Source organism: Microbacterium sp. NPDC007973, assembly GCF_042958465.1.
In the GTDB taxonomy this organism is placed as follows: Bacteria; Actinomycetota; Actinomycetes; order Actinomycetales; family Microbacteriaceae; genus Microbacterium; species Microbacterium galbum.
Genome location: NZ_JBIBJJ010000004.1, coordinates 497049 through 521681 on the forward strand (window position 1 = coordinate 497049; position 24633 = coordinate 521681).

Consider the following 24633-nt stretch of genomic DNA (forward strand, 5'->3'; position numbering starts at 1 on the left):
ACGTGACCGCCGCGAACTCCGCCCCGACCGCCGCCGATGTGCCTGCCCGGCGGGGCCGGCCCGGGTACGACCGCGACGGCATCCTGGCCGTCGCGGTGCAGCTGTTCAACGAGCAGGGCTACGACGCCACGAGCGTGTCCGACCTCGCGCGCCGCCTGGGGCTGGCCAAATCCGCGCTGTACCACCACTTCTCCTCGAAGGAGGAGTTGCTCTCGGTCGCCCTCGAGGCGGCCCTCGGCGGGCTCGAAGCGGTGCTCGACGACCCGCGCGCCGTCGAGGGCGCGGCATCCGACCGCCTGCGGCACGTGCTCACCGGGGCGACCGACGTGCTCGTGGCGCAACTGCCCGCGGTGACGCTGCTGCTGCGCGTGCGCGGCAACAGCCCGGTCGAGCAGGCGGCCCTCGAACGTCGTCGCGTCTTCGACCACCGCGTGACCGCGCTCGTCGCCGACGCTCAGGCCGAGGGCGACGTGCGCGACGACGTCGACGCCGCCGTGGCGGCGCGCCTGCTGTTCGGCATGATCAACTCGGTCGTGGAGTGGTACCGCCCCGGGGGCGGCGTCGACGGCGATCGCCTCGGGGCCGACATCGTGCGCATCGCACTGGAGGGCCTGCGCACGTCCTGACCGGCCCGGCCGTTCCGGCGCGGGCGTTCCTGCGCGAGAGCGCACGATCGACTCGAGATCACCTCATCCGCGCGGCGCACAGCGGGTGATCTCGCGCCGATCGCGTGCGTTCGCGGCCCGGCGCGGCGCAGCACGACCTCGCGCAGAGCGAACGCCCCGCGCACCGCAACGGGGCCCCGCGCCGTCGCGCAGGGCCCCGTCGTGGCATCCGGGATCAGGCCCTCAGGTCGATGCCCTTGGGCTCCTTGATGAACGAGACCGCGACCAGCGACACCAGGGCGGCGACGGCGATGTAGGCCCCGATCGTCCAGGAGGCGCCCGTGGAGCGCAGCAGCGCCTCGGCGATCATCGGAGCGAAGGCGCCGCCGAGGATCGCGCCGAGGGCGTAGCCGATCGAGACGCCGGAGTAACGCACGTTCGCCGGGAACATCTCCGCGTACAGCGCCGCCTGGGGACCGTACGACAGGCCGAGGCCCAGGGTCATGACGAACAGGGCGACGAAGTACCAGACGATGTTCCCCGTGTCGATGAGGAACCACATCGGCACGGCCCAGATCGCCAGCAGGAGGTACCCGAGCTGGAAGGTGCGCACGCGACCCAGCGTGTCGGAGAGCCGACCGCCCCAGAGGGTGAATCCGAGCCACCCGAAGGATGCCAGGGTCGTGGCCAGCAGCACGGTGGGGCGCTCGAGCCCGAGGACGGTGACCGTGTAGGTGGCGAAGAAGGCGATGAGCAGATAGCCCGCGGCGTTGTTGCCGATGAACACCAGCGCGGTCAGCACGACCTGCCGCCAGTTCTTGCGGAACAGTTGACCGAGCGGCGCGGAGGACTCCTTGCGCCGACGCAGGAGGTCCTCGAAGACGGGGCTCTCCTCCACCGCGCGGCGGATGACGTAGCCGACGACGATGAGCACGATCGAGAAGAGGAAGGGCACGCGCCAGCCCCACGCGAGGAAGGCCTCGGCCGACATCGACGACGTGAGGATCCACAGCGTCGCGGTGGCGAGGATCATGCCGACCGGCACGCCGATCTGCGGGTACGCCCCGAAGTATCCGCGACGGTTCGCGGGAGCGTGCTCGACCGAGAGCAGCGCCGCCCCTCCCCACTCGCCGCCGGCCGAGAAGCCCTGCAGCACGCGCAGCAGGATGAGCAGGACGGGGGCCGCCACACCGATCGCCGCGTAGGTCGGCAGCACGCCGATGAGGGCCGTCGAGACCCCCATCATGATGAGCGTGAGGACGAGCATCTTCTTGCGGCCGAGGCGGTCGCCGAGGTAGCCGGCCACGACCGCGCCGAGCGGGCGGAAGAGGAACGAGATGCCGATCGTCGCGAACGACAGCACCTGGGCGATGGCCGGGTCGGTCTGGGCGAGCGGGGCGAGGAACAGCGGCGCGAGCACGAGGCCGGCCGCCTGGGCGTAGATGAAGAAGTCGTACCACTCGATCGAGGTGCCCACGAGCGTGCCCGCGAGCACGCGCCGCTCCTCTCGGGTCACGCCGGTGGTGGCGGGGGCGGATGCCGCGGTCTGCGAGGCCATGAGAACTCCGTCGTTCTGTGGGCAGGGGAATCTCGGCGACACTGTTACCGACCGAGCGTTCAGTAATAGTGTCAGAGGCGCGACCGTCCGACAAGAGGACGGCGGAAGGAGCCGCCATGACACCGTGGACCATCGTTCCCGGCGCCCTCGACGAGCGTCTCGGCATCGTCGTCACGGCGCAGTCGACCGAGGGCGTCAGCGCGTCGATGCCCGTCGACGGCAACACGCAGTCGCTCGGTCGGCTGCACGGCGGCGCCACCGCAGCCCTCGCCGAAGCGGTGGGGTCGTGGGCGGCGATGATCCACGCCTCGACCCTCGGGAAGGTCTGCGTCGGCGTCGACCTCAACATCACGCACCACCGCGGCGCCCGCGACGGGCGCATCCACGCCGTCGCGACCCCGGCCCACCGCGGGCGCCGTGTCGCGACCTACGACGTGCGCGTGACCGACGACGACGACCGGCTGGTCGCGACAGCGCGCATCACGAACCTGCTCGTCGAGCCGGACTGAGAGCGTCCGTCTCACCGCGCGCAGATCCGGTTCGATGACGCACGCCCCGGGGAAGCACACCGATGGCATCCGGAGGCGGTCACGGCCGTGTTCGATGGCCGCCCCGGCGAGCGCGCAAGGGATGCCGCGCGCCGCGCTCTGGCATCCTGGGTGACATGACGAGGATCCGAGGGAGTGCACCGCCCCCATGCAGTGCACTCCCTCGCCCGTCGACCTCAGTCCCGAACATCTGTCGACGGGCGTATGGGCGTCGTCTCGAAGCCGGAGACGACACCCACCCCCATCTGTGTGGTGTCCGTGGGGGCGCATTCCTTACAAGGGGACGAGATCTTTTTCCTGCCCGTCGCCGCGTAAGGATTCCCGGCATTCCGACACAGCCCTCTCGAACGCACGGAGACGCGCGCCGGTGATCGACGAGACGGAATTCGTGGCGCTCTTCCGGGAGCACCACAACGCCGTTCGGCGGTTCATCGAACGGCGCGTGTCGGATCGCGAGGCCGCCGCCGACCTCACGATGGATTGCTTCGAGATCGCGTGGCGCAAACGCGATCCGCGTGATCCGTTCGGATTGCCGTGGTTGTACCGCACCGCGCGCAACCTCATCGCGAATGAATATCGGCGACGCGACAGGGAGGGGGCATTGTGGACGCACATCGAAGACCACGTGCGCGCTCTGGCGAGCGAGGCCGAACCCGCGATGGCGCAACGCCTCGTCGATGCCATCCGCGGTCTTCCCGAGCGCGAACGCGAGATCCTCTGGCTCACGTACTGGGAGGAGCTCTCGGCCGCCGAGGTGGCCCTTGTCATGGAGATGAACGCCGGCGCGGTGTGGACGCGACTGAATCGAGCGAGGGCACGGCTGCGACCTCTGCTCGACGGCGCCGTCGTCCCCGCGGAGGGGGTGAGCGATGACCGACGATGACCTCGCGCGCGCGCTGCGCCGCCTCGGCCCCGCCGAGACCCCGCTCGACGCCCCCCTCCCCCTCGACGCCGAGCGGCGTCTGCGGCAGATCCTCGACCGCCCGCCCGTGCGTCGCCGTCGCCCCGCACTGGCGTGGACGTCGGCGGCCGCCGCCGTCGTGCTGATCCTGACCATCGTGACGGGGGTGCTGTGGATGCCGGGGTCCTCGGCATCCGCTCTCACCCCCAAGCCCCTCGTGTACACGGCCGTGCCCAGCGGAACCGGCGCTGCGGAGGTGGTCGCGGACGCGCAGGCCCGGCTGGCCGCCGGGGACGACGGCGCCGCCGCGGAGCGCCGCTCCCTGTCGCTCGGCTGGTACTTCAGCGCCTCCCCCGACGGGGCCGAGGCGACGGTGTTCCGACGCGAGTGGGTGGATCTGCGGTGGAACGAGGACTTCTCCGGGTCGGTGGTGACCACGGCGGCCGAGGCCACGAACGCCGACGGCGACACCGTGCCGAACGTCGACCCCGCTCCCGGGACCGTCGTCGGTGACGTGCGTTACGTGCGCAACCAGTTCCGCCCCCTGTCGCCGACGCCGCCGGAGGCGTCGCCCGAGGCGATGCGCACGCTGCTGACGACGGCGACGGGGGCCACCGACACCTTGGACGCCGGCGATGCCATCGTGGGCGTGCGGAGCATCCAGGGCGAGTGGACCCTGGACGACGCCCAGCAGTCCGCGCTGCTGGACGTCGTCGCCGCGTCGCCCGGTCTTCGGGCGCTCGGGACGACCCAGGACCGCCTCGGGCGCGAGGTCGTGGGCCTGGCCGGCATCCCCTCATCGACCGCGAACACCGAGGTGACGCTGCTGCTGTCGACCGAGACCGGACGCATCGTCGGATTCGAGTCGGCGCTGACCGCCGCGAACACCGACCTCGACCTGCCCGCCGGGTCGCTCACCGAATACGCCCTGTGGGACGCGCAGGACAGAGAGGACGCTCCCCGATGAGCCGCACCGACGCCCGGGCTCAGCGCCACGGGCGCGCGGAGCGTTCCGCCCAGTAGACCACCGGGTCCACAGCGAGGGCGTCGAGCTCGGACCGCTCGATCGATCGTGCCGGAGCGGCCGCGCCACGGCGCAGGTGCGCGCGCGTGGTCGCGCCGAGAAGCACGACGTCGGCGAAGGACTGCGCCCGCGCGACGCCGATCGCGAAGACGTCGGGATCGGACCCGGATGCCGTCCGGGCGAGGGTATCGCCCGGTTCGACCTCGGCCAGCGCGCCGTTGGCGAGCACCTCCTTGAGCACCACCGTCCAGCCGGCGTCGTGCGCCGCGGCGAGCGCCTCACCGGCCGACGCCTCGCGCAGGTTCCACGTCGACTGCACCGCGCGGAACGGCGTGTCGGCGAGGGCCAGGGCCGCGCGCAGCACCTCGCCCTGGCGCGGCCCGCTCGTCGACAGCCCCACGCGCACCCCCTCGTCCCGCAACCGACGCATCCGCTCGAGCACCGCGGCATCCATGAGGACCGGGCTCTCGGGGGTGACGGAATGGATCAGGTAGAGATCGGGGGCCGTCCCGAGCGCCTCGAGCGTCTCGGGCCACTGCCGGTCGAACATCGCGGCCGAGTGCTCCTTGCGCTCGTGGACCGCGGCATCCATCTTCCACTCGCCGACGTACGCATAGCCCCACTTCGAGCCGATCGTGAGCGAGGCGCGGCGCTCGGGATGGGCGGCCAGCCACGACCCGAGGAACTCCTCGGCGAACCCGTACGACCGTGCCGCATCCACATACCGGATGCCGAGTGCCCACGCTTCGTCGAGCAGCTCGTGCGCCCGCGCGCGCAGGGCGTCGATCGACCGTTCGGCGGGGTCGCCCAGGTCGGCGTCGCGTGTCGTGGTGATGTAGGCCGGGCGGCCGACGGCGGCGAGACCGAGGCCGAGGGGGACGGGGACGCTCATGCTCCGACGCTATCGGGGCGCGGGAACATCCCGGCCTTGGCGCGGGTTGCTCCTGAGGTTCCGTCGACGGGTGTCGGCGGTGCACCGAAAGCGAACCACCATGACCTTCCTCGACGCCTCCCCCGATGACCGGCAGCCCATCTGCCCGGCGTGCGGCATCACGATGCACCCTCTCCTCGATGAGGGCGAGGACGCCGACGAGTGCCGCGAGTGCGGATTCCAGCTGGAGTGGCCGGCGACCCGCGGTATCGCGCACGTCGACGACGACGACGATGACCGCCCGCGCTCGCGCTGGGACGACGAGGGCTGAGCCCTATCGCGTCCGCGACCGCCGTACCTCGATGCCGCTGAGGATGGCCGCCGACGCAGAGAAGACGACCGACACCGCGAGCGCCACCGTCAGGGCGTCGGCGAAGGCGCCCGGGTCGGGCGCCGCGGAACCCGGTTCCGCCGCTCGGGCCGCTCCCGCGAGCACGAGGACGAAACTCGTCCCGAGCACCGTCTGGCCGATCGAGGCGCCCACCCGCTGCGCGGTCTGCACGACACCGCCGGCGACGCCTCCGCGCGCAGGATCGACCTCGGCGAGGGTGAGGGTCTGGTTCGGCGTCACGATCGACCCACCGGCGACGCCGAGGAGGAACAGCGGCAGACACAGGCGCAGGATCACGCTCGTCGGGTCGGTGGCGTCGGGCGAGGCTCGAACGACGAGACCCAGCACGATCGTGACGAGGGTGAAGACCGACACCGCACCGAGCAGCAGCGGCCGACCGACGCGCGACACGAAGCGGCCGGCGAGCGGGGCGCCGAAGACGGTCCCCACGGCGTAGGCGGTCACCCCGAGCGCCGACTGCAACGCCGTGAAGCCCAGACCGTCCTGGTAGTAGAGCGCGAGGACGAGCGGAATGCCGGTGTTGCTGCAGAAGAACACCACCGCGAAGACCACCCCGATGACGAACGAGCGCGTGCGGAACAGGCGCAGATCGACCAGGGGCGCGGCATCCGCCCGCGTGAGTCGGGCTTCGTGGCGGACGAAGGCGACGAGCAGTCCGGCCGCGGGGATCAGCAGCAGGAGAGTCACGGGTCCGACGGACTGCCCCGTCTCGACGATCGGGAACAGCAGGCACAGCAAGCCGGCGCCGAGCAGGACGACGCCGAGCAGGTCGAGCCGTCGTCCGGCGTCCGGCGCCACCGGCGCATCGGCGGCCACCCACCGCCGCGCGAGCAGCACCGCCGCGACGCCGATCGGCACGTTGATGAAGAACACGAGACGCCAGCCATCGGCTTCGCCGCCCACCGCGATCAGCAGACCCGCCACGACCGGCCCCAGCGCGGTGCCCGCGCCCACGGTGAGACCGAGCCGCCCGAAGGCCCTGCCCCTCTCGAGCGGGGGGAACGCGTTCTGGATGTAGCCCGACACCTGCGGTCCGATCATGCCGCCGAAGATCCCCTGCACCACTCGCGCGGCGATGAGCACCTCCGGCGTCGGGGCGAGCCCCACCAGGGCGCTCGCGACCACGAAGCCCAGCATGGACACCACGAACATGCGCCGGCGCCCGCGACCGTCGCCGAGCCGGCCGCCGATCACCGGGACGAGACCGAAGGCCAGGACGTAGCCCGTGATGACCCACTGCAGCTCGCTCGCCCCGGCGCCCGTCGACCGCCCGATCGAGGGGAGCGCGACGTTCGTGACGCTGAGGTCGAGCAGCGACGCGAACTGCCCCATCAGCAGCACCGCCAGCGCGCGCCACCGCCGCGGGTCTGCGGATGCCGTCATCGCTCGAGGACGCGACGGACCGACGTCGTCGACCCGCTGGTCGCACCCTGCGTCATCCGCGCCTCCCCGGTTCCCGGGTCCAGGCTACGTCCGCCCGGGATGGCGGGGCCTCTGCGACGTCGTGAAAGCGACCGGGGTGAGCACGATGAGCGCGACACGGGCGGGGACTGATGTGCCGCCGCCCGGCGACGGCTCAGCGACGCGCCGACCACGGCGACGGCTCAACGCTGGGCCGCACCGGGGACGAGCCCGAACTCCTCGTCGAGGGAGGCGATCTCGGCGGTGAACGACTCCACGAGCCGCGCGTGCTCCTCGCCCGGCAACCACGACGCCTCCGCGGAGGCGAGCGCCATGCGCCGCACCTCGGCATGCGAGGCGCCGATCTGCTCGGACACGATCGCGTACTCCTGGGCGAGGGTGGTCGGGAACATCCCGGGGTCGTCGGAGCACGGGATGACGTTGAGCCCCGCGTCGATCATCGCCGCGATGGACGCGCGGCGCCACGGCCGCCACGATCGTCGCGACGTCGTGGAGGCGACGGTGAACGCCACCTGCTGCTCGCGCAGGCGGGCGACGACCGCGTCGTCCTCGAGTACGTAGTACCCGTGGTCGATGCGGTCGCAGCCCAGCACGTCGAGGCACGTGAGGGTGTTGACGGCGGTGGGCGCGTGCTCCGAGGAGTGCGCCGTGCGGCGCAGCCCCGCCTCGCCAGCCAGCCGGTAGGCGTCGACGAAACGCTCGGGGGGACCGGCCGTCTCGAGGTTGTCGAGTCCGATGCCCGCGACGTACTCGTGCGGGTTGTCGACGACGCGGCGCACGACCTGGAGGGCCTCCTCACCGCTGCGACTGCGGTCGATGCCCTGGATCATCCGTCCCGACATCCCGAAGTCGCGCTCGGCGCGGCGGATCCCCTCCGCGTACGCCTCGACCGCCCCGGTGTACCCGAGTGACGAGAGGTGCGGCGGGAGGGCGTCGAAGAACAGCTCGAGGTGGCGCGTACCGCTTCGCCGGTGGGCGTCTTCGAACGCCTCGTAGACGATGCGCGTGAGGTCGTCGGCGTCGCGCAGCACTTCGACCACCCAGTTCGACACCTGGAAGAGCGAGTACGACACTTCGGGCTCGTCGGCCCCACGTCCCTGCGGCACCGGGATGCGGGTGTTCTCGTACAGGGCCGGGTCGGGCGGTAGGGAGTTGATGTCGGCGAAGATGCGCTCCGGGTCGTCCGGCAGCGCCAGCCGCTCCCGCCGCGCGAATTCCGCGAAGGTCGTGGGACGCACGGTGCCGATGAGGTGGCAGTGCAAGTCGGCCTTGGGCAGGCGACGGAGGTAGTCGGCGGGGAGGGGCGATGCGGAGGTCATGGAGCCGTTCGAGCGTCGAGGAGCGGAGGGGTCCCGCCCATCGCGGTGGGGCCGCGATGGGCGGGCGGCCGCCGGGGTGGGGGGAACCCCGACGGCCGGTCGGGGGGTCAGCGCGAGGAGACCTCGCGGGCGAAGCGCTCGACCCACTGGGCGCGGTTGGGCAGCACCTCGGCGGGGTCCAGGGTGGCGTAGCCGGCGGCCACCGGGTCGGCCGCGATGTCGCCCACGACCGCGGTGATCTCCTCGGGGATCTCCGCGTCGAGAGCGACCGGCAGGTCGCCGACGATCTTCGCCGAGGCGCTCTGCGCCTCAACCGAGAGCAGGTAGTCGATGAAAGCGTGGGCGCCGTCGAGGTTGGGGGCGCCGGAGGGGATCATGGCGCGGTTGGTCGCCATGTAGCGCCCCTCGGTCGGCGCCGTCCAGGCGACCGGCTCACCCGAGGCGATCAGGGTGGTCGCGAACCCGCTCAGCGAGTCGGCGGCGACGATCTCGCCCTGGGTCAGCAGGTTCGTCACCTCGGTCGACGAGGTGTAGAACTGCAGGATGCCGGGGGCCCAGCCGCCGAGCGTGGTGTACGCCGAGTCGACGTCGTACGGTCCGGAGCCGTACGCCGAGGCGACGCCCGAGACCGCGAGCTGTCCGGCGGTGACCGAGATGTCGGGGAAGGCCAGACGACCGGCGAGAGCGGGGTCGGCGTAGAGGGACCAGTCCGCGGCCTGCGCGGCGGTGACCTGATCGGTGTTGTAGATCGTTCCGTTCAGCTGGTAGCTGTAGGCCGGGCCGTCGAAGCCCTCCTCGGTGGCGAAGTCGGCGATGTTCGCCAGGTTCGGCACATCGGACTCGTCGAAGCTCTGGAAGAGGTCCTGTTCCTGGCCCTGCGCGGCGAAGGTGTCGGAAATCAGCATCACGTCGATGCCGGGATCACCGGCGGCGAGCTGCAGCTGCGAGAGACGGTCGGCGTTGCTGCCGGTCTCGACCTCGACGGTGATGCCGGTCTTCTCCGTGAAGGGATCGATGATCGCCTGCTGAAACTGCTCGACACCGAAGGGGAACGTGCTGACGACGATGGTGTCGCTCGAGGCGGCGTCGTCGCTCGATCCGGAGCAACCGGTGGCGACCAGGGCGGTGGCGACGAAGACGGACGAGGCCGCGAGCAGGCGGCGGGTGGGGCGGGTCATGCGGGTTCCTCTCGTGCGGCGGCGGAGCCGCGGCCGCGGTGCAGGTGTACGGGTGGGGCAGGACGGGGTGGCGCTGTTCCGGGTGGTGCTGTCAGGCGGCGAGGCGGATCAGGCGCGATGCGGCCGCCGAGACGGTCACGCGGTCGCCCGGGCGGGCCGTGACCGCCTCGTCGCGAACGTCGGCCATCAGACGGACGGCTGCACCCTGCGCGTCGACGGTGTCGACCGTCACGAGGCGGTCCACGCCGCGGTAGGCGACATCGACGACGGTGCCGTCGAGGGTGAGAGCCCCGGCGGTCGCGCCACCGTCGATCTCGAGGTGCTCGGGACGGATCGTCGCGGTCGCGCCGTCGGACAGGACGAGGAAGTTCTCGTACCCGAGGAACTCGGCCACGAAGCGGTTCGCCGGGGCGGTGAACACCTCGGTCGGCGCCCCTTCCTGCATGATGCGTCCCTCGCGCATGAGGACCATGCGATCCGACATCTCCAGCGCCTCGTCCTGGTCATGCGTGACGAGCACGACCGTGAGGCCGGTCCCCGCCTGGATGCGACGGATCTCGGCGCGCATCTGCACGCGAAGCCGCGCGTCGAGGTTCGACAGCGGCTCGTCGAGGAGGAGGAGCGTCGGGCGGATGGCGATCGCGCGGGCGAGGGCGACGCGCTGCTGCTGCCCGCCCGAGAGCTTCTTGGGCCGGCTGGCGGCGAGATGCCCCAGCCCGACCAGATCGAGGGCTTCGGCGACGCGGCGCGTCCGCTCCGGCCCGGCGACCTTGCGCAGCTTCAGGCCGTAGCCGACGTTCTCCGCGACGCTCATGTGGGGGAAGAGCGCGTACGACTGGAACACCATGCCCAGACCCCGTCGCTCGGGCGGGGTGCGCGTGGCATCCGTCCCCGCGATCATGATGCGCCCCGAGGTGGGCTGCGTGTACCCCGCGAGCATGCGCAGCGATGTGGTCTTGCCGCAGCCGCTCGGCCCGAGCAGCGTCGTGAGCTGACCGGTCGGGATGGAGAGGTCGATCGCATCGACGGCCGTGAAGTCGCCGAAGCGCTGGGTGACCCCGACGAATTCTGCTGCAGTGGTCATCGGTTGATCCCTCCGAAGATGCGGGCGAAGCCGACGGTGCGTTCGGCGATGACGGCGACGACGACGGTGCCCGCCAGGATGATGGTGCTGGTCGCCGCGACCATGGGGTCGTAGCTCTGCTGGACGTAGTCGAGCATCGTGACGGGAAGGGTGCGGAAGTCACGGCTCTGGAGGAGTAGCGACAGCGGAACGTTGTTGAACGACGTGACGAAACTCAGCAGCCCCGCCGAGAAGATGCCGGGCCGAAGCAGGGGCAGTGTCACCGTGAAGAACGCCCGCAGGGGCGACGCCCCGAGACCGCGAGCGGCCTCTTCGACGCTCGGATCGGCCAGCGCGAGAGAGGCGCCGGTCACCCGCACGGCATACGGGAGCATCAGCACGGTGTGGCCGATCAGGAGCACCGGGAAGTTGTCGAGGCGCAGCCCGATGATGAGCTGCTGGTAGAGCGCCAGCCCGACGACGAGCTCGGGGACGATGAGCGGCGAAAGGAAGAGACCCTCGACGATGCCCTTGCCGGGCAGGCGCCCGCGGTGGATGGCCAGGGTGACCGGCACGCCGATCGCGAGGGCGAGGATCGTCGCCAGCAGCGCGAGCTCGAGGCTCGACACCAGCGCCGAGGTGAACGGCTTGTAGGCGAAGGCCGCGCCGAACCAGCGCAACGAGAAGCCCTCGGGAGGGAAGCGCAGCGTTCGCCCGCCGGTGAAGGCGGTCGCCACGACGAACAGGATCGGCACGATCATGACGATGTAGCCGGCGACGGCGAGGGATGCCGCGACGGGACGCGAGGTCTTCACGAGGTCGCCCCCCGTCGTCCGGCGATGGCCGACAGGCCCGACACGGCGAAGACGAGGACCGTCATGATGATGGCCGTGGCGCTGGCCGCGGCCCAGTCGATCGTGACGCTGGAGTACGAGTAGAGCTGCGTCGACAGCATCCGCTGGCTGGATCCTCCGAGCAGGTACGGCGTCGTGTACGCGGTGACGCTGCCGGCGAAGACGAGCGTGGCCGCGACCACCATGCCGGGGGCCGACAGGGGCACCACGATCCCCCAGAAGGTGCGGGTACGCCCGGCGCCCAGACCGCGCGCCGCGTCATCCAGACCGGGGTCGACCTGCGCGACGGCCGAGTAGCAGGAGATGATCGCCAGAGGCAGGAACAGCTGAGTGAGGCCGAGCACGATCGCGAGTTCCGTGTACAGCAGCTGCGGCGCCCTCTCGACGAGGCCGAGGCCGACGAGGAGTTGCCCGATGGCCCCGTTCGAGCCGAGCAGGACCAGCCAACCGAAGGTACGGACGACGTTGCTCAACAGCAGGGGGAAGATCGCGAGGGCGAGCAGGACGCCGGCCCACCGCGAGGTGGACCGCGCCAGCAGGTAGGCGATCGGGAACCCGAGCACGATGCACACCGCGGTGACGATGAGGCCGAGACCGACCGTGCGACCGATGATCGCGAGGTCGTAAGGGTCGGTCAGCATGCGGCCGAGCCGGTCGAGGATGTCGAGCGGGCTGACCCCCGGCGGGGCGAAGAGCATCGCCACCGAGGGAATCAGGAAGCCCACCAGCAGCAGCGCCAGCCCGGGGAGGGCGAGCAGTCCGGTGCGGCGAGAGAGCACGGGCCGACTCCGATCGTGAGAGTTTGCAACCGGTTGCGCAACCGGTTGTTACCACCGTAGAGGGCGGCGAGCCGCCCACGCGACCTCCCGTGTAAACAGCGTGTAAAACGCGGACGCAACCGGTTGTGGCCGCTCAGTAGGATGAACGGACTGCGCGCGGTGCTCGCGTCTGTCGGAAGGGGGCGCAGTGACCACGCTGGCCGATGTCGCCGCTCTCGCGGGGGTGGCCAAGTCGACCGCTTCGCGCGCGCTCGGCCGACCCGACCTCGTCGCCCCTGACACCGTGGCACGGGTGCGTGCCGCCGCCCTGCAGTTGGGCTTCGTCCCCAACCGCACCGCCAGCCACCTCGCCCGCGGCAGCAGCGGGATCGTCGCCCTCGTCGTCCCGACGCTCGACAACGCGTTCTTCACCCCCATCGTCGCGGGGGCGCAGTCCCGCGCGCGCGAGTCCGACCTTCAACTCACCGTGGCGGTGCATCGCCTCGACGATGCCGACGACCTCGTCGAATTCGAGCGCCTCGCGCGACAGGTCGACGGCTGCGTCCTCGTCGCGCCGCGCGGGCCCGACGAGATCGTGCAGGCGGCCGCCGTCTTCGGCCCCACCGTGCTCGTGGACCGCGAGATCCCGGGCATGACCTCCATCGTGGCCGACACGGCGAGCGCCTTCGCCGACCTCGCCGCCCGCTTCGCCGACACCGGTCATCGCGCCATCGCCTATCTCGGCGGCCCGGAGGGCTCGTGGCAGGACGCCCAGCGCAGCGCCGCCATCGCTCGCGCCGTCGCCGACCGCGCGCAGCTGACGACGCTCGGCCCCTTCCCCGCGACCTTCGCCGCGGGGGTCGCCGCCACCGATGCGGTCATGGCATCCGGGGCGACCGCGGTGGTCCCGTACGCGACCTCGATCGGGCTCGGCCTCGTCTTCGCCCTCCGCGCGCGAGGTATGTCGTCACCCGGGGAGATCGTCGTGAGCGCGGAACGCCTGGTGGCCGAGGCGATCGGCGCCGACGAGGTGCCCGCGATCGACGTCGACGGCGAGCAGCTCGGCCGCGAGGCCATGACCGCCCTCGTTGGCCTCCTCACCTCGGGTGTGGATGCCGGCGACAGGCGCCGACTGCCCGTGTCGGTGCACTGGCCGGAGTCGTCCTCGGTCTGAGCCGACGGCCGTAACCCACCCCCGAGGGCCACCTCGACGGTCCCCTGAGGCGCGTCAGGCGCGCGCAGCCGCCGAGGTCATCGGGCACTCGAACGGGTCGCGCGCGGCCAGGCCCACGCGGTTGAAGTGCCGGATGACGATCCCGTACGACTGGCCATCGAGGGGAAGTCGGTCTTTCCTTGTAGGTCTGGCGGATCGGTCCCATCCGGGATTCGATGACGGGTGGAGCCATGGCATGCTCTTCGGTTCCGTGTGACCGCGTAGGCCGGAAGCCAAGGGCGGATGCCGAGGACTGAGGACGACGCTACGTCGTGCGTATGCGCATGGCTGCATACATGCTCCTGCCGAGTCCCGGGAAGACGCGGTTCGGCGACCGGGCACACCGGAAAGGTCAGACGATTACCAGCTACGGCCGGCCAGGCGTGGTCAGCGCGCGTGTGTGACCCAAGCCCAGATGGGCGGGCGCCGCCGCCGCGTGGTCGCCTCGCGCGACTGCGTCACGGCGCGCAAGGCCGGCACCGGCTTCGAATCCGGCACAGGCTCCGACTCCGACTCCCACTCCAGGGCGATTCCGGACGAGGAGACATCGGGGACGGGGATCGCTCCGCCGCCGTCGGCGCCCTGCCGGAGCTCGACCGCGACGGCGACGACGTCTGCCGCCGACGGACGTCGAGCCGGATCGGGGTCCGTCATCGCGGTCAGGAGCACCTCCCACCCGTAGCCGAACCGCGAGGGGATGACGGGATCGAAATCGAGGGGCGCGAGAAGGACGTGCTGCGCCGCTCCCCCGAGCACCGGGCTCTCACCGGTCAGCGCCTCCACGGCCAGGAGGCCGAGGGCGTAGATGTCGGCGGCGGCGCCGGGCGCCTCCCCGCGCAGTTGCTCCGGCGGCAGGTAGTCCTCGTCGTCGGTGGAAGCGTCGTCGACCGCGGCGCCGGCACCACCGGACAAGAGGTGGGCGACGCCGAAATCGGCGAGCACCGCGACGAACGGCCGGTGGGCGTTTCGGACGGGACGCAGCAGGATGTGCGAGGACGTGAGGTGATGGTGGACGATGCCCACCTCGTGAACGGCGGCGAGTCCGCGTGCGAGATCCTCGATCAGCCCGGCGACCAGGAGCGGCGCGAGCGGTCCGCCGTCGTCGAGGCGCTCGCGCAGGGATGGACCGTTGATGAACTCGGTCACGAGATAGCCGCGGCCGTCGCCTCCGAGGTGGGCGTCATACAGCGTGATGAGCGCCGGGTGATCGAGGGCGGCGAGGACGCGGGCCCCCTCCAGCCGACGCGGGGCCTCGGTCGCGGTCGCGGGGTCGAGGGGGAAGACCTTGACGACGACGTCGCGCGCGAGGATGTCGTCGCGCGCGCGGAAGACGTGGCCGTCGACCCCCCGGCGGCCGAGGGGCCCCGCGACCCGATAGCGCCCCGCGAAGACCGTGGCGAGGCCCGCGGGCAGCGCCGCCGCGGCATCCTGCTCACGGCGCGCCCGGAGCGCACGTCGCCCGCCCTCGCCGGGTGCGGTCGTCGTCATCACGCACTTCCGACATGCGGCGTGATGCGCCGCCCGACGAGCCGCTGCCGCATGAGAAACTCCTCTTGCCCCGAGGGTGTGAGAGACCGCAACGGGCGCACTATTGGGGGGCGCCCGCCCGTTGCGGTCGCTCAAAGGCTACTGAGTGAAGGCGATTTCCGCTGACGGATGACAGACCGGGCGGACGGGGGCATAATGGACGATCTTCGACGGCGCGCTGAGGCCTTCGCCGCTCTCGGAGACCCGGGACGTCTGCGCATCGTCGATCTGCTCGCGATGGGCGACATGTCGTCGAGCGAGATCGCGTCCGTGCTGGGGATGAAGTCGAACCTCGTCGCCTTCCACGCCAACGTGCTCGAAGACCGCGGGATCGCGCGGCGCGTGCCATCCGAGTCGGACGGGCGTCGCAGCTACCTGCAGCTCGTTCCCGAAGCGTTCTCCGACCTCACCCTCGCCCCACGGAAGGTCCAGGGCCGGGTGCTCTTCGTCTGCACGGCGAACTCCGCCCGTTCTCAACTGGCCCGCGCCATCTGGGAGGCCCACAGCGCGATTCCGGCGGAGTCGGCGGGGACGAACCCCGGCGAACGCGTGCACGCCGGCGCCGTCGCCGCGGCGGTCCGGCACGATCTGCGCCTCGACGACCGCGTCCGCCCCCGGTCCCTCAGCGACGTCGCCCGGCCCGGAGACTTCGTCATCAGCGTCTGCGACCACGCACACGAGGCCCTCGGCGGTCGCGACGACGTGCACTGGTCGATCCGCGACCCCGCCCGGACCGGCAGCGACGAGGAGTTCGACCGTACGGTCGGCGAGTTGCGCTCGCGCATCGCGCGGGTCGCCCCGCAACTCACCGCGGCGTGAGGCCTCTTCGCGAGGCCCGTCCCGCAGCCGCCGTCGGGGAGCCCGCCTCACCGGCGTCCGGCATCCCGATCCCCGCCCACCGCTCGTGCGGCTGCTCGTTCCGGCGATCACGGCGGCGAATTAAGCTGACTCCCACGAGCCGATCGCCACCCGCCCCGCGCTCTCACACCCCTGTCGACGCCGACGCCGCCTCCCGTCGCGGCCGCGATCGGCATCCTGATCCGGAGGTTTCGATGACACACTCCCCCGCCGCGCGCATGCACGAGGTCAGCGACGAGACGCGCGCCATCGTCGACATGGTGCTCGAGTACTCCCGGGGTCGGCTCACGTCCGAGGACACCCCGCTCGACAAGCCGCTGCCGGCCGCCGAGCTGCGGCGCCTCGCGGGCCGCACCATCGACGAGAAGGGCATCGGCGCGCGCAAGGCGCTCGGGATCTTCGAGCACGTCCTCGCCCCCGCGTGCATCACGACCGACGACCCGCGCTACCTCTCGTTCATCCCGAGCGCGCCCACCAAGGCCGCGGCCGCATTCGACCTCGTCGTCTCGGCCAGCGCGCTCTACGGCGGCTCGTGGCTCGAAGGAGCCGGCGCCGTGCACGCCGAGAACGAGGTGCTGCGCTGGCTCGCCGCCGAGTTTGGACTCCCCGAGGGCGCGGGAGGCGTCTTCGTCCAGGGCGGGACGCTGGGCAACCTGTCCGCCCTCGTCGCCGCTCGCGAGGCTGCGCGTGATCGGCTCGCGGATGCCGGCAGGCCCCGCCCCGACGCCTGGCGCGTGGTCTGCAGCGTCGAGGCGCACTCCTCGATCGCCTCGGCGGCGCGCGTGATGGACGTCGAGGTCGTCGGCGTGCCCGTGGGGGCCGACGGCGTGCTGCGCGGAGACGCCGTGCGCGCCGCCCTCGACGAGCACGGAGACAGCGTCTTCGCCGTGGTCGCGACCGCTGGCTCCACCAACTTCGGCATCGTCGATGACATCGCCGACATCGCCCGCGCGGTCGAGGGCACCGACGTGTGGCTGCACGTGGACGGTGCATACGGACTCACCGGCATGCTCTCCCCGCGGGCTCGGCACCGGTTCGCCGGCGTCGAGCACGCCGACTCCCTCGTGGTCGACCCGCACAAGTGGCTGTTCGCTCCCTTCGACGCGTGCGCGCTCATCTACCGCGACCCCGAGCTCGGCCGCCGTGCCCACACGCAGCACGCCGAGTACCTCGACACCCTCACCGAGACGAGCGACTGGAGCCCGTCGGACTTCGCCGCCCACCTCACGCGCCGCGCCCGCGGGCTGCCCCTGTGGTTCTCGCTCGCCACTTACGGCGCGGCGGTCTACCGCGAGGCCATCACCACCGCGATCGACCTCGCCGAGCGCATCGCCGACGAGATCGACGGACGCGCCGAGCTCACGCTGGTCCGCCGCCCCCAGCTCGGGGTCGTGGTCTTCGAGCGCGTCGGGTGGGCGAAGGCCGACTACGACCGCTGGTCGGCGCAGCTGCTCGACGGGCAGCACGCCTTCGTGACCCCCTCGAGCCACGCCGGACGCGTCAACGCCCGCTTCGCGATCCTGAACCCGCGGACGACGTTCGACGATCTGGTGGGGATCCTCGACACGATGATGTGAGGATGCCGCGGCGCGGCCCGTGCACGACGGCGGGGATCACGTTCGACACGCCGATGCGCCGGCCGCCCCTGCGGCGTGTCCGGGGCGGATCCCGCCGCTGTGCGTGCCGCCCATGCGCGGCGCCGCGTCGGCGTGGACGCCCGACGGCGGTCGCGGACCGGGAATGCGAAAAGCCCCGGCGAACCGGGGCTTTCTCGACATCTGTAGCGGGAGCGGGGCTTGAACCCGCGACCTCACGATTATGAGTCGTGCGCTCTCACCAACTGAGCTACCCCGCCGCGTGGCATCCGGATACCGGATGCTTGAGCCCCGAGTCAGGATTGAACTGACGACCCCTTCCTTACCATGGAAGTGCTCTGCCACTGAGCTATCGGGGCGTACCCGGATCGCTCCGGGCAACTAGAAGAGAATATCAGACCGAGACACTCTCTTACGAATCGAGGGTCATCCTCCGGCGTGCTGGCGCAGCCACGCGATCGGGTCGATCGGCGTCGTGCCGTTCTGAAGGATCTCCACGTGGGTGTGCGCGCCGAAGGAGCGACCGGTGTTGCCGGTGCGACCGAGGAACTGACCCACGTGGACCTTCTCGCCCTGCGTGACCTGGAGCGAGCCGTATTGCATGTGGCCGTACCGGCTCGAGACGAGCTGACCGTCGATCTCGTGGTCGATCAGCACGGTGACGCCGAAGGCGCCGCCCTGCTCGGTCGCGATGCGCACGGTGCCGTCGGCGATGGCCTGCACGGGCGATCCCTCGCCGGGAACGAAGTCGGCACCCTCGTGGAAGCCGCCGTCGCGCATGCCGAAGCCGTACGAGATGGACACACCCACGGCGAAGGGCCACTGGATGGGCGCGGTCGGGTCGTTGACGTAGAAGTCGGACGGGCGGGTGATGCCCGAATCGAGAGCCATCTTCGCGTAGGTCGTGGCACTGTAGCCGTCGTCGGCGCGGTCGACGACGCCGGCCTGCGCCTGCGCGGGGGCGACGTAGGCCTGGATCTCGCCGTCGCCGGCGGCGACGTCGCTGCCGCCGACCGCGAGGCGGGTCGTGGCGGACGCGGCCGGGGCCGTGACGCTGTCGGTGCCGCTCGCCGAGGCGAGGGCGCTGACGGGCATGGTCATGCCGACGGTGAGCAGGCCGACGACGCCCATGACGCCCACCGAGAACGACGTGGCCGCGATGCGGCGGACGTTACGGCGGGTGCGGGGAGCGGCCGCCGCCGCGGCGGGCAGCCCCTCTGCAACAGGCTCCTGGGCCGCGACGATCGGCGACTGGATCGCGGTCTCGCCCGTGAAGGCGAAGAGTCGCGCGGCGGTGGCGAACTCGTCGGCCTCGTCCGCGGACGCGGAGGGCGATGCGACGGGCTCGTCGGTGGCGACGGAGGCCGCGAGCGCGGGGACAGCGGCATCCGGGCTCTCGTCGACCGGCTCGGCGGTGACGGCGTCGTCGACGGCGGAGTCGATGATGACCGAGGATGCCGGGCGACGACGCGAGCGGCGGGTGACCGGAAGCGTGATGGGCGAGGTCGGCAGCGAGACCGGGGTGGTGGCCACGTCGCTGTCGGCGCTCTGCAGGATGACGGCGACCTCGTCGGAGCGGCGCTCCTCGACGACGGTGACCTCGAGGGCGTCGGACGCCTCGTCGCCGGACGACGCGTCTGCGGCCGGCTCACGGGCGGGCAGCGTCGGCTCGATCGTCGCGGCGATGACGGTCTCCATGACGGCCATCGCGACGTTCTCGATCAGCTCGGGCTGAGAGGCGGCTTCGGCGTCGACGGGGGCCGGATTGGCGGGATTCGGGGCGGGCTCGTCGACGACCGCGGTGGGTGCCTCGCTCGCGGCGAGACGGCGCATCTCGGCGCGGGTCAATCGCGGAGCGGACTCGGCGGCGGGCGTGGCGAGGGGGCGACGAGACCGCCGGGTCGGGGCGGGCTCAGTCTCGGGGGCTTCTGACGGCAACGCGCGGGGGCTCTCGTGTCGTGTCGCAGGCGCGACGGCTTCGGGCTTTGGGGGCTTGGCCTTTTCCGCAGGTTCGGGTCGCGGAAAAATAACGAACTGGTAAACACCCTACCTCGGGCGGTCTGGGAATGCCATGAGCGCCCCGCCTTTTCACCTGTCATAGTCGAGCAGGGGCTCCAGGCGGTCGAAGAAGGCCGGCCCGGCGGCGATGACCATGCCGTTGCCGGGGCGCCCGCCGGGCGCTCCACCCACCGTGCCGCCCGCCTCCTGCACGAGAAGCGAACCGGCCGCGTGGTCCCAGGGCTGCGTGCCGCGCTCGTAGTAGGCGTCGACGCGCCCCGCGGCCACCGAGGCCAGGTCGAGGGAGGCCGCACCGATGCGGCGTACATCGCGAGCGATCGGCATGACGCGCGCCAGCTGGTCGAGCGCCGGACCGTGGGTCTCGGGGTTGTAGCCGAAGCCGGTGGCCACGAGGCCGCCGGCGGGGCCCACCTCGCTCACCGCGAGACGTCGGTCGCCGAGCCAGGCTCCCCCGCCGCGCGAAGCCGTGAACAACTCGCCCGTGACGGGGTTGAAGACGGCCCCGGCGAGCGCCGTCCACGCCGCCGTCTCGGCGGTCCCCTCGACCGCGGCGATGCTGACGGCCCACGCCGGGATGCCGTAGGCGTAGTTCACGGTGCCGTCGATGGGGTCGACGACCCAGGTGATCCCGCTCGTGCCCTCCTCGGCCCCGGACTCCTCGCCGAAGAACCCGTCGTCGGGTCGCTCGCGCGCGAGCTCTGCGCGGATGAAGGCCTCCACCTCACGATCGGCGGCGGTGACGATGTCGGCGGCGGCCGACTTGGTCGCGGCCACCGTCACCCCCTCCTGTCGACGGCGGTGGGCGAGTTCGCCGGCCTCACGGGCGATGCGCGCGGCGATGTCGAGCAGTTCTGCGGGAAGGGTCATGGCATCCACGCTAGTGCGCCACCCCCTGCGCGGAATTCGTCGCCCTGGTTAGCGTGGGGTCATGACCGCTTCGGATTCTCGCCGGTACGACGTCGTCATCGCGGGAGCCGGGCACAACGCCCTGGTCGCCGCGGCCTACCTCGCCCAGGCCGGGCGCCGCGTGGCGGTGATCGAGAAAGCCGAGGCCGTGGGCGGCGCCGCCGTCTCGGAACGCCCGTGGTTCGGCGTCGATGCCCGCCTGTCGCGCTACTCCTACCTGGTGAGCCTGCTGCCGCAGAAGATCATCGACGACCTCGGGCTGCGGATCACGCTCAAACGGCGTCGGTACTCGTCGTACACACCCGACCCGCGCGATCCCTCCCGCGGCATCCTGATCGACACCCAGGATGCCGAGGCGACCACCGCGTCGTTCGTCCGGGCCCTGGGCGACGAGGGCGCCGCCGAGGCGGAGCGGTTCTCGGCCTTCGGCGAGCGCCTCGCCCCGCTGGCCGCGGCGGTGTTCCCGACGATGACGGATCCCCTGCCGACCGCCGAGGAGCTGCGCGCTCGGGTGGGCGACGACGACCTGTGGGACGCGCTGACGACACGGCCCCTGGGCGACCTGCTGCGGCGGTCGTTCGAGAGCGATCTCGTGCGCGGCATCGCCCTCACCGACGGACTCATCGGCACCTTCGCCACCTCCGACGACCCCTCGCTCGTGCAGAACCGCTGCTTCCTGTACCACGTGATCGGCGGAGGGACGGGCGACTGGGACGTTCCCGTGGGCGGCATGGGTTCCATCACGAAGGAGCTCGAGCGAGCCGCTCTCGAGGCGGGCGTCGAGATCTTCACCGGCGTCGAGGTCGTCTCGATCTCGCCCGACGGCGACGTGCACACCATGACCGACCGCTCCGAGGTGTTCCACGGCGATCTCGTACTCAGCGGCGTGGGCCGCGCCGCCCTCGACCGATTGCTGTCCGCGGGCGGGAGCGCGACCACGGGCGCCGAGACGCCCGAGGGCGCTCAGGTCAAGGTCAACATGCTGCTGTCGCGCCTTCCCCGCCTGCGCGACGGATCGGTCACTCCCGAGGCCGCCTTCTCGGGGACCTTCCACGTCAACGAGACGATGACCCAGGTGGATGCCGCGTACGCGGCGGCATCCGGAGGGCTCATCCCCGAGCCGCTCCCCGTCGAGATCTACTGCCACTCGCTGACCGACCCGTCGATCCTGGGCGACCACCTCGTCGCGGACGGCGCACAGACGTTGACGATGTTCGGACTGCAGGTGCCGCACCGACTCATCGCCGACATGGATCCCGTCGCCGCAGGCGCGAAGCTGCTGGCGGCGGCGCAGGCCTCGCTCGAATCGGTCATCGCGGAGCCGCTGCGCGACTGCATCCTCCGCGCCCCCGACGGGCGACTCTGCATCGAGGCGCGCACGACCCATGACCTCGAGGAGTCGCTGAACATGATCGGCGGCGACATCTTCCACGGCGCACTGTCGTGGCCGTGGCTCGACGCCCCCGCGTCGACGCCCGCCGCCCGGTGGGGCGTCGCGACACCTCACCCCCGCGTGCTGGTGTGCGGCTCCGGCGCGCAGCGCGGCGGGGCGGTCAGCGGCATCGGCGGGCAGAACGCGGCGATGGCGGCGCTGGAGATCCTCGAGAGCTAGAGACCGCGCGCCACCGCGATGATCCGGCCGACGGCATCCATCAGCGCCGGGGTCGGCGGCTCGGCGTAGCCGAAGACGATCCCCGCGGGCAGGTCCGCGGCGGTCCCCGGCACCGCATAGGACGACAGGGGCGAGACCAGGATGCCGAGGGCGGCGAGCGCGTCGACCATCGCCCGCTCCGACGCCGGTGGGGCGTCGTCGAGCAGCACCACCGCGTGCAGCCCGCCGTCGGTCGCGGTGAGCGTCACGCCGTCGACCGCGGCGAAGGCATCCAGGAGAAGCCGGCGGCGGTGGCGGTAGTCGCGGCGGCGGCGAGCGGTGTGCCGGGCCAGAGCCCCCTCCGCCAGATAGAGGGCGAGCGCGCGCTGCTGGACCTGCGACACCGGCGGGTCGAGGTCGGTGCGCGCCTCGACGATCCGATCGCGCAGGACACCGGTCGCGACGATCCAGCCGCAGCGCAGCGCCGGACTGAGCACCTTCGACAGCGTGCCGATCGACACCACGTTCGCGGGATCGAGCAGATGCAACGGCGGCAGGGGCATCCGGCCGTGCGGGAACTCGCTGTCGTAGTCGTCTTCGACGACGACCGCGCCGACGCGCGCCGCCCCCTCCAGCAGGCGCGAGCGGGCAGCGGCATCCAGTCGGCTTCCCAGGGGATAGTGATGATGCGGGGTCACGATCACGGCGTCGAGGTCGTCGTGCGCCTCGAAGGCGTCGAGGTCGAACCCCGAATCGAGCCGGACGGGAAGGGGCACCGCCTCCGCGCCGAGGCGGCCGAGCAGGCGACGGACGCGCGGGTATCCAGGGTTCTCGATCCCCACGCGTAGGCGCGAGCCGCGGGGCGAGAGGGAAAGCAGGGTGAGCAGCATCGCGTCGCTCGTGCCCGCGGTGACGATGACGTCGTCGGGTGCGAGGTCGAGGCCGCGGGTGCGCCCGAGGTGGGCCGCGATCGCCGCACGCAGCGCGGGATCGCCCGTGACATCGGCCACGTCGGACGCCACCTCGAGCGCGCTCGCCCGACGCCAGGCCGACCGCCACGCGGCGTCGGCGATGCCCGCGGTACGGGGGCGACCGGGACGCAGGTCGACGACGGGGGCGGCCTCGACGACATCGAGCGGCGCAGGCACGGAGGACGAGAGGACCGGCGCCAGGGGCAGGTCGGCGACGGTCGTCCCCCCGCCCGGCCGGGCGACGAGGTAGCCCTCTCCGATGAGGATCTCGTACGCGGCGACGACGGTCCCCCGCGCGAGTCCCAGATCGGCGGCGAGCGCGCGGGTCGACGGCACGAGATCGCCACGGCGCGCACGCCCGGCGAGCACCGCCGCCCGGATGCCGTGTGCGAGCTGCTCGTGCAGCGGGACGGGCGCGCTGCGATCCATGATGCCGACGTCGATCACGCCTCGATCATGTCACTGGTCCACTGATTAGGCTGAGAACCGGACTACAGGGTAGGCCGGTGGCCGGGATGGAATGGATCCATGACCGATCTGCCCCTGACGACCCTGACCCGTGTGCGCCGCGGAGCCCACCACCAGGTCACCGACCGCGCAGCCTTGTACGACGTGATCGACGGCGCCCTGTCCGCCACCCTCGCGATCGTGCGCGACGACCGCCCCATCGCCCTCCCGGTCGGCATCGGCCGCGACGGCGACGACCTCCTCGTGCACGGATCGACCGGCAGCGACTTCTTCCGCCGTATCGCCGCGGGCGCGCCCGTCTGCGTCACGGTGACCCACCTGATGGGGCTGAAGTACGCGCGCTCCCTGTTCGACAGCTCGATGCGGTACCGGTGCGCGGTCGTGCACGGCGTGGCATCCGTCGTTCCGCCGGAGGAGAAGGAGGCGGCTCTGCTCGCCCTGTCGGAGCACCTCATGCCCGGGCGCAGCTCCGACGTCCGGCCGATGAACGCCCGCGAGCTCGCTGCGACGATGGTGCTGCGCATCCCCCTCGCCGAGGCGAGCGTGAAGGACAACGCCGGGTCGCTCGTCGAGGAGGACGACGACGGCGAGGATCGCCGCGTCTGGGCAGGGATGCTGCCGCTGCGGGTCGTCGCGGGAGAGCCGGTGACGTCGGCGCAGACGGTCGAGGAGACGCCCGTCCCCGCCTCGGTGCGCCGCGCGGCGGAGCGCATCGCGGCGTCGGGCACGGCCTGACGCCGCCCCGCCTGCACGACTCCTGCACGATCCCACCCGCGGGCCCCGTTCCCCTGCGTTCGCGGCATCCTGCAGGAGTTGTGCACGCGCGACGCCCTGGCCCTGCGACGGTCCGATCCACGGCGATCACCGCCGCCTCTCGGCACAACTCCTGCACATCACCCCGCGCGGGTCCGCACGGACCCGATCGCGAGCTCCCTGCAGGAGTCGTGCACGCGGCGGCGGAACGACGAAGGG

General features: G+C 71.9%; 22 protein-coding genes and 2 tRNA genes. 10 read left to right on the plus strand and 14 right to left on the minus strand.

Annotation, left to right across the window (positions count from 1 at the left end; all coding sequences use genetic code 11):
• Positions 1 to 2: 2 nt before the first annotated feature.
• Positions 3 to 626, plus strand: coding sequence for a TetR/AcrR family transcriptional regulator (locus tag ACFZA2_RS15130; protein ID WP_315995046.1), 624 nt, complete (start codon positions 3 to 5; stop codon positions 624 to 626).
• 214 nt (positions 627 to 840) lie between these two features.
• On the opposite strand, the gene ACFZA2_RS15135 is transcribed toward ACFZA2_RS15130, so the two are convergent.
• The gene (locus ACFZA2_RS15135) at positions 841 to 2163 is read right to left on the minus strand and encodes an MFS transporter (RefSeq protein ID WP_391406480.1); all 1323 of its coding nucleotides are present in this window, start codon (positions 2161 to 2163) and stop codon (positions 841 to 843) included.
• A gap of 116 nt (positions 2164 to 2279) precedes the next feature.
• Between ACFZA2_RS15135 and ACFZA2_RS15140 the strand changes: the two genes are divergently transcribed.
• The 3 genes from ACFZA2_RS15140 to ACFZA2_RS15150 all read left to right on the plus strand — a co-directional run bounded on the left by ACFZA2_RS15140 (position 2280) and on the right by ACFZA2_RS15150 (position 4579).
• Positions 2280 to 2672: a PaaI family thioesterase gene (locus ACFZA2_RS15140; protein WP_391406482.1), complete on the plus strand. Its 393-nt coding sequence runs from the start codon at positions 2280 to 2282 to the stop codon at positions 2670 to 2672.
• Positions 2673 to 3078: 406 nt separating this feature from the next.
• Positions 3079 to 3594, plus strand: a complete 516-nt coding sequence (locus tag ACFZA2_RS15145) for an RNA polymerase sigma factor (RefSeq protein WP_391406484.1) — start codon at positions 3079 to 3081, stop codon at positions 3592 to 3594.
• Complete coding sequence (locus ACFZA2_RS15150) at positions 3581 to 4579, plus strand: hypothetical protein (RefSeq protein WP_391406486.1); 999 nt, start codon at positions 3581 to 3583, stop codon at positions 4577 to 4579. The genes ACFZA2_RS15145 and ACFZA2_RS15150 overlap by 14 nt, the downstream gene beginning before the upstream one ends.
• Positions 4580 to 4598: 19 nt before the next feature.
• On the opposite strand, the gene ACFZA2_RS15155 is transcribed toward ACFZA2_RS15150, so the two are convergent.
• The gene (locus tag ACFZA2_RS15155) at positions 4599 to 5528 is read right to left on the minus strand and encodes an aldo/keto reductase (RefSeq protein ID WP_391406488.1); all 930 of its coding nucleotides are present in this window, start codon (positions 5526 to 5528) and stop codon (positions 4599 to 4601) included.
• A 100-nt stretch (positions 5529 to 5628) separates the two neighbouring features.
• On the opposite strand from ACFZA2_RS15155, the gene ACFZA2_RS15160 reads away from it, so the two are divergent.
• A complete protein-coding gene (locus tag ACFZA2_RS15160; protein ID WP_391406490.1) occupies positions 5629 to 5838 on the plus strand; it encodes a hypothetical protein in 210 nt (69 codons plus the stop codon).
• Positions 5839 to 5841: 3 nt separating this feature from the next.
• Here the strand turns inward: ACFZA2_RS15160 and ACFZA2_RS15165 are convergent, their stop codons facing one another.
• The 6 genes from ACFZA2_RS15165 to ACFZA2_RS15190 all read right to left on the minus strand — a co-directional run bounded on the left by ACFZA2_RS15165 (position 5842) and on the right by ACFZA2_RS15190 (position 12534).
• Positions 5842 to 7302 carry an MFS transporter gene (locus tag ACFZA2_RS15165; protein WP_391406492.1) on the minus strand — a complete coding sequence of 487 codons (1461 nt, stop codon included), beginning with the start codon at positions 7300 to 7302 and terminating at the stop codon, positions 5842 to 5844.
• A gap of 221 nt (positions 7303 to 7523) precedes the next feature.
• On the minus strand, positions 7524 to 8660 hold the full coding sequence (locus tag ACFZA2_RS15170) for an adenosine deaminase (protein ID WP_391406494.1): 1137 nt from the start codon (positions 8658 to 8660) through the stop codon (positions 7524 to 7526).
• A 107-nt stretch (positions 8661 to 8767) separates the two neighbouring features.
• Positions 8768 to 9838, minus strand: a complete 1071-nt coding sequence (locus ACFZA2_RS15175; protein ID WP_391406496.1) for an ABC transporter substrate-binding protein — start codon at positions 9836 to 9838, stop codon at positions 8768 to 8770.
• A 91-nt stretch (positions 9839 to 9929) separates the two neighbouring features.
• The gene (locus tag ACFZA2_RS15180; RefSeq protein ID WP_391406498.1) at positions 9930 to 10922 is read right to left on the minus strand and encodes an ABC transporter ATP-binding protein; all 993 of its coding nucleotides are present in this window, start codon (positions 10920 to 10922) and stop codon (positions 9930 to 9932) included.
• A complete protein-coding gene (locus ACFZA2_RS15185) occupies positions 10919 to 11716 on the minus strand; it encodes an ABC transporter permease (protein ID WP_315995058.1) in 798 nt (265 codons plus the stop codon). The genes ACFZA2_RS15180 and ACFZA2_RS15185 overlap by 4 nt, the downstream gene beginning before the upstream one ends.
• Positions 11713 to 12534 (minus strand): ABC transporter permease, encoded by an 822-nt coding sequence (locus tag ACFZA2_RS15190; RefSeq protein WP_391406501.1) that lies wholly within the window; start codon positions 12532 to 12534, stop codon positions 11713 to 11715. The genes ACFZA2_RS15185 and ACFZA2_RS15190 overlap by 4 nt, the downstream gene beginning before the upstream one ends.
• Before the next feature lie 187 nt (positions 12535 to 12721).
• Here ACFZA2_RS15190 and ACFZA2_RS15195 point away from each other — a divergent pair, with 187 nt between their 5' ends.
• Positions 12722 to 13687 (plus strand): LacI family DNA-binding transcriptional regulator, encoded by a 966-nt coding sequence (locus ACFZA2_RS15195; protein WP_391406503.1) that lies wholly within the window; start codon positions 12722 to 12724, stop codon positions 13685 to 13687.
• A gap of 426 nt (positions 13688 to 14113) precedes the next feature.
• On the opposite strand, the gene ACFZA2_RS15200 is transcribed toward ACFZA2_RS15195, so the two are convergent.
• Positions 14114 to 15214 (minus strand): serine/threonine-protein kinase, encoded by a 1101-nt coding sequence (locus tag ACFZA2_RS15200; RefSeq protein WP_391406505.1) that lies wholly within the window; start codon positions 15212 to 15214, stop codon positions 14114 to 14116.
• A 195-nt stretch (positions 15215 to 15409) separates the two neighbouring features.
• On the opposite strand from ACFZA2_RS15200, the gene ACFZA2_RS15205 reads away from it, so the two are divergent.
• Positions 15410 to 16072: an ArsR family transcriptional regulator gene (locus ACFZA2_RS15205; RefSeq protein WP_315995063.1), complete on the plus strand. Its 663-nt coding sequence runs from the start codon at positions 15410 to 15412 to the stop codon at positions 16070 to 16072.
• A 233-nt stretch (positions 16073 to 16305) separates the two neighbouring features.
• Entirely contained in the window at positions 16306 to 17688 is a 1383-nt protein-coding gene (locus ACFZA2_RS15210; RefSeq protein WP_391406508.1) for a pyridoxal phosphate-dependent decarboxylase family protein, read from the plus strand.
• A gap of 204 nt (positions 17689 to 17892) precedes the next feature.
• On the opposite strand, the gene ACFZA2_RS15215 is transcribed toward ACFZA2_RS15210, so the two are convergent.
• From ACFZA2_RS15215 to ACFZA2_RS15230, 4 genes are all read right to left on the minus strand, one after another.
• Positions 17893 to 17966, minus strand: a tRNA-Met gene (locus ACFZA2_RS15215).
• A gap of 27 nt (positions 17967 to 17993) precedes the next feature.
• A tRNA-Thr gene (locus ACFZA2_RS15220) sits at positions 17994 to 18065 on the minus strand.
• A 67-nt stretch (positions 18066 to 18132) separates the two neighbouring features.
• Positions 18133 to 19554 (minus strand): peptidoglycan DD-metalloendopeptidase family protein, encoded by a 1422-nt coding sequence (locus ACFZA2_RS15225; protein WP_391406510.1) that lies wholly within the window; start codon positions 19552 to 19554, stop codon positions 18133 to 18135.
• A 240-nt stretch (positions 19555 to 19794) separates the two neighbouring features.
• Positions 19795 to 20592 carry an inositol monophosphatase family protein gene (locus ACFZA2_RS15230; protein WP_315995066.1) on the minus strand — a complete coding sequence of 266 codons (798 nt, stop codon included), beginning with the start codon at positions 20590 to 20592 and terminating at the stop codon, positions 19795 to 19797.
• Positions 20593 to 20653: 61 nt separating this feature from the next.
• Between ACFZA2_RS15230 and ACFZA2_RS15235 the strand changes: the two genes are divergently transcribed.
• Positions 20654 to 22243 (plus strand): phytoene desaturase family protein, encoded by a 1590-nt coding sequence (locus ACFZA2_RS15235; RefSeq protein WP_391406512.1) that lies wholly within the window; start codon positions 20654 to 20656, stop codon positions 22241 to 22243.
• Here the strand turns inward: ACFZA2_RS15235 and ACFZA2_RS15240 are convergent.
• The gene (locus tag ACFZA2_RS15240) at positions 22240 to 23640 is read right to left on the minus strand and encodes a PLP-dependent aminotransferase family protein (protein WP_391406514.1); all 1401 of its coding nucleotides are present in this window, start codon (positions 23638 to 23640) and stop codon (positions 22240 to 22242) included. The two genes, ACFZA2_RS15235 and ACFZA2_RS15240, sit on opposite strands and share 4 nt — an antisense overlap.
• Positions 23641 to 23721: 81 nt before the next feature.
• On the opposite strand from ACFZA2_RS15240, the gene ACFZA2_RS15245 reads away from it, so the two are divergent.
• Complete coding sequence (locus ACFZA2_RS15245; protein ID WP_391406516.1) at positions 23722 to 24396, plus strand: pyridoxamine 5'-phosphate oxidase family protein; 675 nt, start codon at positions 23722 to 23724, stop codon at positions 24394 to 24396.
• Positions 24397 to 24633 lie beyond the last annotated feature (237 nt).